The organism is Nocardia sp. NPDC127526 (genome assembly GCF_042672265.1).
Taxonomy (GTDB): Bacteria; Actinomycetota; Actinomycetes; order Mycobacteriales; family Mycobacteriaceae; genus Nocardia.
In genome coordinates this window covers 135,288-148,385 of sequence record NZ_JBHXVO010000011.1, presented here as the reverse complement: position 1 = coordinate 148,385, position 13,098 = coordinate 135,288, and the positions used below count along the sequence as shown (strand labels likewise).

Here is a 13,098-nt window from a genome sequence, read left to right as displayed (position 1 = left end):
ACCGGGCAAGATCAGCGAATCGCCGCGTAGTTACGCGATCTCCACATGTTTCGGTCGCTCGAATGCTTTGATGCACGCAGTGTGCTGACAGATTGCGGCAATCGCCCATCTCAGCCCCGCGCTCGTTCCGATCGATCCGCCGCATTGCGACGACAGGAGATCAGATTCGATGAAGCGTGCGATCCTCGCCGCCGCCCTCACCGCCGGTCTGTTACCGGCCGCCTGCGGCCAGGACCCGTCATCCGGCCCGCAACCCCAGCAGCCGCCACCGCAGACCGTGACCGTGGGCATCAAATTCGACCAACCCGGCCTGTCCATGCGCGGCGCCGACGGCAAACCCGCGGGCTTCGACGTCGACACCGCCGTCTACATCGCCGGCAAGCTGGGCGTACAGCCCGAGCACATCATCTGGCGGGAGGCGCGCTCCGAACTGCGTGAGGACCTGTTGAACTCCGGCGCAGTCGATTTCGTCGTGGCCTCCTATTCCATCACCGCCGCCCGCCAGCAACTGGTCTCCTTCGCCGGCCCCTACCTCATCGCGGGCCAGGACCTGCTGGTGCGCCAGAGCGAACGCGCCATCGACCGCCCCGAAGACCTCAACGGCCGCGTCGTCTGCACCGCCGAGGGCTCCACCTCCGCCGACAAGATCCGCCGCAGCTTCGCCCGCGGCGTCAAACTCGCCATGCGCGACACCTACGCCCAATGCGTCGCCGACCTCATCGAGGGCACCGTCGACGCCGTCACCACCGACGACGTCATCCTGGCCGGCTACGCCCAGGAACATCCGGGCGTGCTGCGCGTGGTCGGGCACCCCTTCACCCGCGAGCGCTACGGCGTCGGCGTCCGCAAGGGCGATATCGACCTGCAGGGCCGCATCACCGCCGCCATCCGGATGATGATCGACGACGGCTCCTGGCGCCGCGCCATGGCCACCCACCTCACCGCCGCCGGCTTCGAACCCTTCCAGCCGCCGATCGTCTTCAACGCGCCCGACAAGGCCGTCAACCCCGGCGACCCCACCACCCTCGACCCGGATCTGGTGCACGCCACCCGCGCCGTGGCCGCCACCTCCAACGCCCGCGACTGGGAAGGCTTCCGCTCCCTCGTCTGCCCCGAGAACGCCGACGCCATAGACGAAATCGTGCTCCGCCACACCCCCCACTACGACAAGCACCTCGGCCCCGAGGTCAAATCCGCGGGCTTCACCAACACCATCACCGGCGTCACCCAAACCGACCCGGACTCCGCGACCTTCGTCTTCCACGAAGCCTTCAGCAACGTCCCCGAGAAATACCGCCACTACTTCAAGGACATCGACTACACCGGCACCATGGTCCGCCGCGACGGCGCCTGGAAACTCTGCTCCCTCGCCGCCGACTTCGTCGAACCCTGAGTCCGGCGGCCCGATAATCGGGTGCACGCCGACGGGACGTGCACCTACGGTGGGTGGCAGTTGAACGAAAGGACGATCCGATGTTTCCCGTCGAGCTGCGCGGTACGCGCGCGCAGACGCTCATGTGGGCCCACGAGCACGAAGTCGAGGCGGCCGCGCTGCAACAGCTGCGGAATATCGCGAATCTCGAGTGGGTCCACGGCGTACGGGTGATGCCCGATGTGCACCTCGGCAAGGGGGCCACCGTCGGATCCGTGATCGCCATGCCGAATGCGGTGTCGCCCGCGGCCGTCGGTGTGGACATCGGGTGCGGTATGGAGGCGGTGCGGACCTCGCTGACGGCGAGTGATCTGCCGGATGATCTGCATTCGCTGCGGTCGCGCATCGAGGCTCTGGTTCCGGTCGGCTTTGCGGCGCACGACGATCCGGTGAATGTGAACCGGTTGAACGCGGAGGTCCATGGGCAGCGAGCTGCCGGGACCACGCTGCGCGCGGGGTGGGATCGATTCTGGAAGGGCTTCGATGCGCTGGACCCGGCCGTCCACGCGCGCGAATCCAAGGCCCACAAGCAGATGGGAACCCTGGGCGGGGGCAATCATTTCTGCGAGGTTTGTCTGGATTCTGAGCAGCGGGTGTGGATCCTGCTGCACTCCGGGAGCCGGAATATCGGCAAGGAACTCGCCGAGCGGCACATGGCCGTGGCGCGAGCCCTGCCGCACAACCAGGATCTGCCGGATCGTGATCTGGCGGTATTCCTTTCCGGGACACCGGAAATGGATGCCTATCGGCGCGATCTGACCTGGGCGCAGGAGTACGCGGCGCGGAATCGGGCCGTCATGCTGGCTCTGGTCTGCAAGGCCGTGCGTGACGAATTCGCCGGTGTAGCCGTGAATTTCGACGATACGATCTCTTGCCACCACAACTATGTGGCGGAGGAGATCATCGACGGCATCCCGATGCTGGTGACCCGCAAGGGCGCGGTCCGGGCGGGCAAGGGCGATCTGGCCCTTATCCCTGGCTCCATGGGCACGCGGTCGTATGTGGTGCGCGGCAAGGGGAATCCCGACTCGTTCCAGTCCGCGTCGCACGGTGCGGGGCGGCGGATGAGCCGGAATGCGGCCAAGCGGCAGTTCACCGTCGCGGATCTCATCGCGCAGACCGAGGGCGTGGAGTCGCGCAAGGACGCCGGGGTCGTGGACGAGATTCCGGCGGCGTACAAGGACATCGATCAGGTCATCGCGGCGCAGGCGGATCTGGTGGATGTGGTGGCGACGCTGCGGCAGGTGCTCTGCGTGAAGGGGTGACGCCCCAGGGGTGTGGGGACTTGGTCCCCACACCCTTCCGCCACGTTCAGCGACGGCGGAACGTGGCCGCCACGCCCGCGCCGATCAGGAGGAACCCGACAATCAGCGCGAATCCTGTTTGCAGCCACTGATACAGCGCCACATGTAGCTCGTCGGATAGCCCGGGTAGGTCGTTGATCAGCCCGAAGGTGTCGTTGGGGAAGATCAGATGAATCAGGCCCGGCAGCACGCCCCACACGAGCCCCGCGGTGACCGTGGCGGCCGGGGAGTAGGCGGCCAGCGCGGCGACCAGCAGGAACAGCGCGGCGCCGAACAACAGCTGGAAGGTCGAGCCCGCGCGATCGGCGAACTCGCCCAGAATGACCCACTGCCGCATCTCGGCCGCGCCCTGTGCGGCGAGCGCGATGCCGAAGGGCGTGACGATCAAGGCCGCGACGGTGCCGCTCACGGTCCGGGAAACCGTTCCCTTGCTGGTGAACTGCGTGCCCGGCGGCGTCCACCCCGCAGGTGACGGGAACTTCTCGGGCATCGTGGCCTCCTGCACCCCCTTGGGACACCCATTGGTCCCCGGACCTCTATTGTCCGTCCGGGCAGGCGATTCCGCGCGATCTTGACGGCACCGCAACCAATGCGCATCCGGTGGGATACGCAGCGGTCTACAGCGTGAGCGGCTGCCCGGTCGGGAGAATGTGCACGGCGGTGTCCGGGACGCGATCGGCCGCGGCGTCGCGGAACAGGTCCGCGCCCCGGCGATCGCCCTTGGTGATGATCCGGTCGCCGAGGGGTCCGCTGGAGAAGGCGTAGTGGATGGGCACGGCGATCCGGGGATGCAGGACGCGGGTGAGGTCGGCGGCCTCCTCGGCGTCCATGACCACCTTGTGGTTGAAGGCGGGGCGGATGCGCAGGCCGTTGACGGGCAGCAGGGCGAGGTCCAAATCCGGGAAACGACCGGCGATTTCGTCGAGTTCGTCGATGCGGAGGGTGTCCGCGCCGAAGTAGGCGGTGTGGCCGTCGGCGCGGAGCACGAAGGTCACCTCCGGGACTCCGTGGCTGGCGGGGGCGGCGATCACCTCGACCGGGCCGAGGCGGGTCGACTGCCAGGGGGCGAGTTCGACGACATTGGTGAAGCCGGCGGCGCGGACCTTCTTGGCCAGGCCGGGGACGACCGCGAAAGGCACGGCCTTGTCCGGGTATTCGACCAGGTTGTCGAGATCGCAGTGGTCGTAGTGGCCGTGGCTGATGACGATGCCCGCGAGCTCCGGCAAATCGGCAGCATTGGCGATGGCGCGGGGTTCGCCGTGGCGGTAGAAGCGGGTTTCGGAGAACCAGGGGTCGGTGAGGATGCGGGCTCCGCCGAAGTCGAGCAGGACGCTGGCGTGGACAACGCGGGTCACGGTGAGCATAAAGGGATTTCCTAACAAGACAGCCGTCTGCTTACAGCTGTCAGTAGACGCTCGTCTTGTTAGGCTGTCAAGGTGCCGAAGGAATCACCTGCCGCCCGTAGCCGTAACCGTCGCGGTGAAGGAGGGCTGCTGCGAAACGAACTTGTCGAGGCGGCCGGCCGGCTGCTCGAGGAGTTGGCGGGGGTGGAGGCGCTGTCGTTGCGCGCGGTCGCGCGGGAGGCGGGGATCGCGCCGCAGAGTCTGTACCTGCATTTCGCGGATCGCCGCGAGCTGCTCACCGCGGTGTACGCGGTGCGGTTCGCGGAATTGCACGAGGTGCTCACGGCCGCGGTCGAGGCCGAAGACGGTGCGGCCGAACGGCTCTCGGCGTTGTGCCGGGCCTATGTCGATTACGGGCTGGGACATCCCGGGCATTACCGGGTGCTGTTCGGGACGGCGGGGATGCCGGGGTGGGAACCCAGTGTCGAGCGGATGCCCGGGTTGACGACGTTCCAGCTGCTCGCCGATTCGGTGGCCGCATGCGGGAGCAAGGACCCCGGAGCCACGGCGGCCTGCGTGTGGGCGGCCATGCACGGGCTGATCATGTTGCGCCAGGATCGGCCCAGCTTTCCCTGGCCGCCGCTGGAAACATTGGTGCGGACCATGGTCGACGCCCACCTCGCCGCAGCGCGATGACCTCACCCGGAGTGCAATGACCTCACCCGGAGTGCGATGACCTCACCCGGAGCGCGAAGACGTGTGCCGGAATGCGAGTCACTTGTCGGTGTGAGTCGTGCCGGGGTGCGAAGTCGCGAGTTGGGGTGCGAGGTTGCGGGCAGGGTTCTGGCTGTCGGTGCGGTGAGGCACGATGGAGCGCGTGACCTCGATCGGAGCGACCTCGACCACGACCACCGGTGATCTGCGGGAAGATGCCGAACGGCTGCTCCGCGAGCTCGCCGGACCGCGGGCGCGGCTGCGGGAGGATCAGTGGACGGCCATCGAGGCGTTGGTGGTGCAGCGGCGGCGGGCCCTGGTGGTGCAGCGCACCGGGTGGGGCAAGTCGGCGGTGTACTTCATTTCGGCGAAGTTGCTGCGAGCGGCGGGGCGCGGGCCGACGGTCATCGTGTCGCCATTGCTGGCGCTCATGCGCAACCAGGTGGCGGCGGCCGAGCGGGCCGGTGTGGTCGCGGCGACCATCAACTCCGGGAATGTCACCGAGTGGGATGAGATCCATGCGCGGGTGGCGGCCGGGGAGGTGGATGTGCTGCTCGTCAGTCCGGAGCGGTTGAACAATCCGGACTTCCGGGATTCGGTCTTGCCGAAGCTGGCCGCGGACGCGGGTCTGGTGGTGATCGACGAGGCGCACTGCGTCTCCGATTGGGGGCACGACTTCCGACCCGACTATCGGCGGATTCGCACCCTCATCGCCGATCTCGGGTCGGATGTGCCGGTGCTCGCAACCACTGCCACGGCCAATGACCGGGTGGTGACCGATGTGGCGACGCAGATCGGCACGGACACGCTGGTGCTGCGCGGGACGCTCGATCGGGAGTCGCTGCATTTGTCGGTGGTGAAGATTCCCGATGCGGTGGAGCGGACGGCGTGGTTGAGCAAGCGGCTGCACGAATTGCCGGGCTCGGGCATCGTGTACGCGCTGACCGTGGCGGCAGCGCACGATCTCGCGGATGTGCTGAATTCCCACGGGCATCACGTCGCCGCGTACACGGGGCAGACCGAGCCCACCGAGCGGGAAGCGCTGGAAGCGGCGCTGTTGCACAACGAGGTCAAGGCGCTCATCGCCACCTCCGCGCTCGGAATGGGATTCGACAAGCCCGATCTCGGGTTCGTCGTGCACGTCGGCGCGCCGTCCTCGCCGATCTCCTACTACCAGCAGGTCGGTCGTGCCGGGCGCGGCACCGAACGCGCCGAGGTGATCCTGCTGCCTGGACCGGAAGACCGCCGTATCTGGAGTTACTTCGCGTCCGTGGCGTTTCCGCGCGAGCACGTGGTGCGGTCGGTGCTCGACGCCCTCGATGCGGATCGGGCCATGTCCACCGCCGCCCTGGAACCGCTGGTGGAGCTGAACCGCTCCCGGCTGGAGATGGTGCTCAAGGTCCTCGATGTGGACGGTGCGGTGCGGCGGGTGCGCGGCGGCTGGGTCGGGACCGGCGAACCGTGGCGGTACGACACCGAACGCTATGAGCGCCTGAGCATTGCGCGCGAGTCCGAGCAGCAGGCCATGATCGACTACCAGTCCACCGGCGAATGCCGGATGAACTTCCTGCGCCGCCAGCTCGACGATCCGGGCCTGAGCGCGGATGCCCCCGGCTGCGGCCGCTGCGACAACTGCACCGGCGCCCGGCAGGACGTGTCGGTCGATACCGCCGACCTCGCGGCCATCCGCGCCCGCCTGGATCGGCCGGGCATCGACCTCGCACCGCGCAAGCAATGGCCCACGGGCATGGCGAAACTCGGAATCTCGTTGTCCGGCAAGATATCCGAGGGTGCGGAAACCGGTCGCGTACTCGGCCGCCTGAGCGACCTCGGCTGGGGTCAGCGGCTGCGCGCGCTCCTCGACGGCCCGGACGGGCCCGTCCCGGACGAGGTCTTCCAGGCCTGCACAATCGTTCTCCGCGAATGGGATTGGGCGCAGCGGCCGACCGCGGTCATCGCGCTGGACAACGCCCGCCACCGCGAACTCACCACGTCCCTGGCGGCCCGCCTGGCGCAGATCGGCCGGCTGCGCGATCTGGGTGTGCTGCAGCTGCGCCCCGATATCCCCCCGATCTCGGCCGCCAACTCCGCCCACCGCGTCGCGGCGCTCCACAATGCCTGGGAGGTCCCCGATCTCACCGCGGTGGACGGTCCCATCCTGCTGGTCGACGCCCTCACCGACACCGGCTGGACGCTGACCATGGCGGCTCGCACCCTCCGGGCCGCGGGCGCGGACGCGGTCCTGCCCTTCGCCTTGGCGACACCGTCCTGAGCGGAGATAGACTCGACAGGGCAGAAGGAGGCGATCATGCCGGAGACCGAACTTCCCGACGCCGAACCCGATCCCCGCGCGCGGTGGCGGCGACTACCGGCCGAACCGGCCGTGTGGATCGAGGAGAAGGCCGTTGAGCCCGGCGCTTTCGCGCACGGCGTGCCCCATGTCGACGAGACCGAGGACTTCGTCCGGAAGTACGGGCTGGGGTTCTAGGCGTCCTTCGCCAGGCCCCGTTCCTTCAGTCCCGCAAGGGAATCCACGTAGCGCAGCAGCAGGCGGGCCAGCTCCAGCCGGTCGTGTTCGGACCAGTCGGCAGTGATGTAGTCGTAGGCGTCGCGCTGATGCTTGCGGAAGCGGGTCATGAGTTCGTGGCCGGCGTCGCTGAGTTCGAGGACCGTGCGGCGGCCGTCCTGTTGCGAGGCGGCGCGTACCAGGTAGCCGGCCTTGATGTTGTCGCTGACCATGCGGCTGGCCACCGAGGGGTCGACGCCGAGCAGCTCGGCGACCATGCCGACGGTGACTTCGTTGTCCTGGCTGTGTTCCAGGACCAGGTTGAGCACCAGGGTGCGGCTCAGGTCCTTGGCCGAGATGGGGTTCTCGACTTCCAGGAGTGAGGTGCGTCGCAGCTTGCCGAACGCCGGGCCCACCGCATTGAGCAGGTCGTCGGCGGTTCGCGGGTCGTTCGGAGTCATGTGCACATGGTAACTGCATGTGAGTTCGAAGATATGTGTTGACACTCAATTGTGTGCATGACAGCATGCATATGTTGATAAGCACAGATTCTATCTCTCGAACGGAGAACTCATGACCACCCTCGTCACCGGCGCCCGCGGCAAGATCGGCCAGGCCGTCATCGCCGATCTGCATGCCGCGGGGCTGCCTGTTCGCGCCGCCAGCGCGGATCCGGCCGCGCTGACCGTGCCGGCCGGCGTTGATATCGCCGAACTGCGGCTCGACGCTGCCGAGACTTTCGGGGACGCTTTGCAGGGCGTCACTCAGGTGTTCCTTTACCCTGAGCCTGCGGGTATCGAGGCGTTCATCACGGCCGCACAGCAGGCGGGCGTCGAACACGTCGCGCTGCTGTCTTCCTCGTCGGTGCTCGGGCCGGACGCCGAGAGCGACCCGCTCGCCATGCACAATCTGGCGGTCGAAAAGGCTTTGGCTGCTTCGGATCTCACGGTTACTGTACTGCGGCCGGACAGCTTTGCCACCAATACCTTTGGCTGGGCTTACTTCATCGGGAATGACATGGCTATCCAGCATGCTTACCCGGATGCCGCCATGGCCGTCATCCACCCCAGCGATATCGCCGATGTCGCGGTCGCTGCGCTTACCGCCGGAGAACTGCGCGGCCGCACCGTGACGCTTACCGGGCCGCAGCTGCTCACCTTCCGTGAACAGCTCGCCATCGTGTCTGACAGTCTTGGGCGCGATATTCCGATGCACGAGATCACCCGCGCCGAAGCCGAAGAGCAGATGGCGCAGCACATGCCGCCTACCTTCGTCGGCTCGCTGCTCGATTACTGGGCCGCCGCCACCATTCGGCCCATGCCTGTTGCAGATACCACCGAAACACTGCTCGGCAACCCGGCCCGCAGCTTCACTCAGTGGGTCCGTGAGAACGCAGATGCCTTCTCCCGCAACTAATTCAGGCCCTTGCTCACCACATCGCCGTGAGTCGACAGCGTTGAGGGCAATCCACCCAGAAACGCTCGTGGCTGTGTTTAATTTGCCTCCGCTTCGCTCCGGCGGGGTTCGGGGCCTGACGGTCTCGATTTTTCCCTCCCTCCGCGCACGCCGGAGCTCCTCCGCTTCGCTCCCCCGCTCCGACGCACGCTCCACTCAGTCCAAAATCGAGACGGCCCCGAACCCACACAGCGAGTCCACCAACTGTCTTCCCTGCCGTTTACTGACAGTTCGCCTGCGGCGGACCAACACACAGGCGCACGGGCTGGTGACCAGACGGGCTGGTGACCCGGACCAGCTGGTGACCCGGACCAGCTGGCGACCCGGACCAGCTGGCGACCCGGACCAGCTGGCGACCGCACAGGTTAGCGACCGGTCGGGCTGGTGGAACCCGATCAGCGGCACCCGATGCACAGCTTCTATCTCCTGCAAGGCATTTCATGTCCACACTCACACGGGTGCTGAGCAGGCATCACCACAACGGGCGACCGTCCGCGTGGTGGTTATTCTCGCCGGCCCCACCGACTCTGCGCCATTCGATCGAGCACTTCCGAATTCAGCGTCGCCCGGCATACAGCTGCTCTCCCACAGGATATTTCATGTTCACACTCACCGATGCCGCTCCTCGCGTGGATCACCATCACAGGCAAACATCCACGCGATAGTCGTCCGCCCCACCGCCATCCGCCCGACAGTCTTCGGGGTCAAGGGGCGGAGCCCCTTGTGGGGGTGCGGGGGCTAGCCCCTGCGGGGGTGCGGGGGTGTCCCCCCCCGGGGGCGTGGGGGTGCCCCCCACAAATCAAACACAGCCCCCCAACACCCCCTCTCCCACACAATCCCGGCATTCACGACTGCTTCCCCTCACCGTCATCCCCCTCATCTCGCTCCAACCCATCGGCCGCACCCCGCCCGTGAAGCTCGCTGGTTCCGCCCGGATCTATGTCTATTCCGATCGGCCACTCCCGAATTCAGCTGCGCTCGGTCCGTAGCTCCTCTCCCACAAGGCATTTCATGTCCACACTTACAACCCCTGAGCCGCGCGTTACGGCGCATGGCCGCTGGGCCGTTCTCGCTGTGGTTCTGTTCGCGTCCATTCTCGATCTGCTGGATGCGACCATCACCAATATCGCTGCGCCCACCATTGCCGCCGATCTCGGTGGCGGGGCGGCGCTGGTGCAATGGCTCGGCGCTTCCTACTCACTCGCGATGGGTGTGCTGCTGGTGGTGGGCGGGCGGCTAGGCGATAAGTTCGGTCGTCGCCGGCTGTTCCTCATCGGCATCACCGGCTTCACTCTCGCCTCCATTGCTTGTGGGCTCGCCTTCGATCCTGCCTCCGTCATCGTGTTCCGGGTGCTGCAAGGTGGTTTCGGGGCGCTGCTCATTCCGCAGGGGTTCGGCATTCTCGCGGCGGTCTTTCCGCGCGATGAGCTCGCCAAGGCGTTCGGTGTTTTCGCGCCCGCCCTCGGCTTGTCCGCCATCGGCGGGCCGTTGCTTGCCGGATTCCTCATCGACGCGGACCTTTTCGGGCTCGGGTGGCGGTCGATGTTCCTGATCAATATCGTGCTCGGCGGGCTTGCCATCGCGCTTGCCGCCAGGCTGCTCCCCCGCGATCACGGTGATCGCACCGTCAGTGTGGACGGTCTGGGGTCGGGGCTGCTCGCCGCCGCCATGTTCGGTGTGCTGTACGGCTTGATCGACGGATCCGCGGATGGGTGGTCGGTCGCGCCGATCCTCTCGTTCGTCGCGGGGCTCGTCTTCTTCGTGCTGTTCGGGCTGCGGCAGCGCAGGGCTGCCAGTCCCCTGATCGAACCCTCGCTGTTGCACAATCGCGGGTTCACCTCGGGTTTGCTGCTCGGCCTCGTGTATTTCGCTGCTACGTCCGGACTGCTGTTCGTGCTGTCGCTGTACTTGCAGGATGTGCTGCACCGCAGCCCGGCTCAGACTTCGCTCGGGCTCGCGCCGATCGCGGCGGGCATCATCGTCGCCTCGATTGCGGCGCATCAGCTCCTCGCACGGCTGGGCCGCAGGCTGGTCGCCATCGGCCTGTTGCTCACCCTGCTCGGCACCCTCACTCTGCTCGCACTCATCACGGTCACCACCCCTACGCCATGGATGCTGGTTGGCCCGGTATTCCTCACCGGACTCGGTCTGGGCGCCTGCTTCGGCAGCATCTACCAGGTCACCCTCGGCGATATCGAGCCGGGCGAATCCGGGAGCGCCAGCGGGTCGCTGTCCGCGGTTCAGCAGTTGGCCAACAGTCTCGGGGCGGCGGCTGTGACCACCGTGTACTTCCACACCACCGGCGGGGCCACCGCGGCGCTGGCCACGGTCGCCGGGATCACCGCGGTGTGCTGCGCGGTGGTCGGGCTGTTGCCCCGGCACGCGCCGGCTCAATCGCACTGAAACACCCCGCGAATTCTTCCGACGCGCGGATGATCGCCCGTTCTGCCTGGCAGGACGGGCGTACTCTGCTGAGGGTCCGCGAAATCGGCGACGATTGTTGGGGTCCGCCATGGCATCCGCGTCATCCAGAATTCCGCCGCTCCCGATCGTGCGCGCCGTCGGACTGTTCCGCGACGGGCTGGCCGCGCTGCACCGGCGGCTGGTGCCGGGGCCCATCGCACTGCTGGAACTGGCGATGACCGGGTTCTTGTCGCAGGCCATCTATGCGGCGGCGGAGCTCGGGATTGCCGATGTGCTCGATAGCGGGCCCAAGCAGCCTGCCGAGCTCGCGCGGCTCGTCGGCGCGGATGAGGACGGGGTGCGGCGGTTGATGCGGCTGCTCATCAGTTTTGACATCTTCACTCAGCGCCGCGACGGGGCGTATGCGCTCACGCCGATCGCGCGGGCGCTGCGCAGTGATGGCGAGGTCTCGCTGCGGGACATGATCCGGTTCTTCGGGTCCGGATTTCATCGCAACCACTGGACCCATCTCGTCGATGCCGTGCGCACCGGACGTCCGGTCGGGGAGAAGCTCGAGGGCATGTCGTTCTTCGAATACACCGCCGCGCACCCGGATCTCGGTGAACTGTTCGATCGGGGCATGACCAGTGTCAGCAGCCTGGCGGTGGAGCCGCTGCTGGCCGCTTACGATTTCGGGCAGTTCGGCACGCTCGTCGATCTCGGCGGCGGGCAGGGCAGCCTGCTCGTGGAGATCATGCGGCGCAACCCGGACGGGCGCGGCGTCATCTTCGATCTGCCGCAGGTGGTGGACGGCTTGCCCGCGCGGATTGCCGAACACGGTCTGGTGGAACGGATTTCGGTGGAGGCCGGATCGTTCTTCGAGGCCGTTCCCAAGGGCGGGGACGCCTATATCCTCAAGCACATCCTGCACGACTGGTCCGATGCCGAGGCGGAGCGGATTCTGCGGACCCTGCGCGCGGCAATGGAACCCGATGCCGTGGCGCTCGTCATCGAGGTGGTGCTGCCCGAGCACGGGCGGCCGCATGCCAGCAAGTTCATCGATCTGGAGATGCTGGTGCAGGCCACCGGACGGGAACGCACGCTGAGCGAATACCGGAAGCTACTGGAGTGCAGCGGCTTCCAGCTCACCCGCAGCGTCGGCACGGTCACACCCGACAGCATTCTGGTGGCGCGCCCCGCGCGGTGACCGGCCCCCTGCGCCGATCACCGCTCAACACCGTGCGATCGCCCGATACCTGATCACACGGCGCGTCCACTCCTCACACGGCCGCGTCCACTGCTCACGCGGAACGCCGCATCCGCGCCTCGACGACCCCGGCCGCCCGGTCGGTCCAGCCATCGGCCAACTGCGCCAACAGAAACCACGCCGCATGCACCTGTTCATCGGACACCTGCTCGGCCGTGCGCAGCAGGTGCACCGCCCGCACGTGCGCGGCGGCCATGCCGTCGATCATCGCCCCGAGGGACTCGGCCCGCGCTGCACCCCTCCGCAGCGCCCGGCTCGCCACCCATTCGTCGATGAAAGTGACGATCCGGGAACGTAGTTCATCGATGCCGCCCGCATCACCGGGCTGATCCCGGCGCGCCAAATGCAATTCGGCCAGGGCCCGGGCCCAGCGGGTCACCGGATGGTCCTCGGCCTGATCACCGATATGACCGCAGAACGCGGCCAGCAATTCATGCCAATCCGGCAGCAGGGGGCGATTTTCGAAGACATTGTCACGACCACTCACCCGCCACTGTGAATTGTCCGGTTCGGGTATGTACATACCTACCTCCACGGCGGTGCGGGCGCACCCGGCGCTCCGCGTGGCGGAAGCCGGACCGCGAGCCCGGCGCGGCAAGGGCGGACCGCGCCGGATCCAGGCATCCGCTATCGGCGAAGGGCACATCTCGATGCGGGCGCCGGGTGCAATTCCA

General features: G+C 67.2%; 12 protein-coding genes. 8 read left to right on the top strand and 4 right to left on the bottom strand.

The window, feature by feature from the left end; translation table 11 throughout:
- Nucleotides 1–169: 169 nt before the first annotated feature.
- Together ACFVIV_RS20350 and ACFVIV_RS20345 are read left to right on the top strand one after the other, a co-directional pair.
- Nucleotides 170–1,393 (top strand): glutamate ABC transporter substrate-binding protein, encoded by a 1,224-nt coding sequence (locus ACFVIV_RS20350; protein WP_379198444.1) that lies wholly within the window; start codon nt 170–172, stop codon nt 1,391–1,393.
- Between the two features lie 80 nt (nt 1,394–1,473).
- A complete protein-coding gene (locus ACFVIV_RS20345) occupies nt 1,474–2,697 on the top strand; it encodes an RtcB family protein (protein ID WP_379198442.1) in 1,224 nt (407 codons plus the stop codon).
- Nucleotides 2,698–2,743: 46 nt separating this feature from the next.
- Here ACFVIV_RS20345 and ACFVIV_RS20340 read toward each other — a convergent pair whose 3' ends face one another.
- Both ACFVIV_RS20340 and ACFVIV_RS20335 read right to left on the bottom strand, forming a co-directional pair.
- Nucleotides 2,744–3,226, bottom strand: coding sequence for a hypothetical protein (locus ACFVIV_RS20340; protein ID WP_379198440.1), 483 nt, complete (start codon nt 3,224–3,226; stop codon nt 2,744–2,746).
- 127 nt (nt 3,227–3,353) lie between these two features.
- Nucleotides 3,354–4,100 carry an MBL fold metallo-hydrolase gene (locus tag ACFVIV_RS20335; protein WP_379198438.1) on the bottom strand — a complete coding sequence of 249 codons (747 nt, stop codon included), beginning with the start codon at nt 4,098–4,100 and terminating at the stop codon, nt 3,354–3,356.
- A gap of 72 nt (nt 4,101–4,172) precedes the next feature.
- Here ACFVIV_RS20335 and ACFVIV_RS20330 point away from each other — a divergent pair, with 72 nt between their 5' ends.
- The 3 genes from ACFVIV_RS20330 (at nt 4,173) to ACFVIV_RS20320 (ending at nt 7,281) form a co-directional block, all read left to right on the top strand.
- Complete coding sequence (locus tag ACFVIV_RS20330; protein WP_379198436.1) at nt 4,173–4,775, top strand: TetR/AcrR family transcriptional regulator; 603 nt, start codon at nt 4,173–4,175, stop codon at nt 4,773–4,775.
- Nucleotides 4,776–4,965: 190 nt separating this feature from the next.
- Nucleotides 4,966–7,065, top strand: coding sequence for a RecQ family ATP-dependent DNA helicase (locus ACFVIV_RS20325; protein ID WP_379198539.1), 2,100 nt, complete (start codon nt 4,966–4,968; stop codon nt 7,063–7,065).
- Nucleotides 7,066–7,101: 36 nt separating this feature from the next.
- On the top strand, nt 7,102–7,281 hold the full coding sequence (locus ACFVIV_RS20320) for a hypothetical protein (RefSeq protein WP_379198434.1): 180 nt from the start codon (nt 7,102–7,104) through the stop codon (nt 7,279–7,281).
- On the opposite strand, the gene ACFVIV_RS20315 is transcribed toward ACFVIV_RS20320, so the two are convergent.
- On the bottom strand, nt 7,278–7,760 hold the full coding sequence (locus ACFVIV_RS20315; RefSeq protein WP_379198432.1) for a MarR family winged helix-turn-helix transcriptional regulator: 483 nt from the start codon (nt 7,758–7,760) through the stop codon (nt 7,278–7,280). The genes ACFVIV_RS20320 and ACFVIV_RS20315 overlap by 4 nt on opposite strands.
- Before the next feature lie 112 nt (nt 7,761–7,872).
- On the opposite strand from ACFVIV_RS20315, the gene ACFVIV_RS20310 reads away from it, so the two are divergent.
- From ACFVIV_RS20310 to ACFVIV_RS20300, 3 genes are all read left to right on the top strand, one after another.
- Nucleotides 7,873–8,715 carry an NAD(P)H-binding protein gene (locus ACFVIV_RS20310; RefSeq protein ID WP_379198430.1) on the top strand — a complete coding sequence of 281 codons (843 nt, stop codon included), beginning with the start codon at nt 7,873–7,875 and terminating at the stop codon, nt 8,713–8,715.
- Between the two features lie 1,113 nt (nt 8,716–9,828).
- Nucleotides 9,829–11,157: an MFS transporter gene (locus tag ACFVIV_RS20305; protein WP_379198428.1), complete on the top strand. Its 1,329-nt coding sequence runs from the start codon at nt 9,829–9,831 to the stop codon at nt 11,155–11,157.
- A gap of 109 nt (nt 11,158–11,266) precedes the next feature.
- Nucleotides 11,267–12,364, top strand: a complete 1,098-nt coding sequence (locus ACFVIV_RS20300) for a methyltransferase (RefSeq protein WP_379198426.1) — start codon at nt 11,267–11,269, stop codon at nt 12,362–12,364.
- A gap of 94 nt (nt 12,365–12,458) precedes the next feature.
- Here the strand turns inward: ACFVIV_RS20300 and ACFVIV_RS20295 are convergent, their stop codons facing one another.
- Nucleotides 12,459–12,947, bottom strand: a complete 489-nt coding sequence (locus ACFVIV_RS20295; RefSeq protein WP_379198424.1) for a DUF4254 domain-containing protein — start codon at nt 12,945–12,947, stop codon at nt 12,459–12,461.
- Nucleotides 12,948–13,098: the final 151 nt, after the last annotated feature.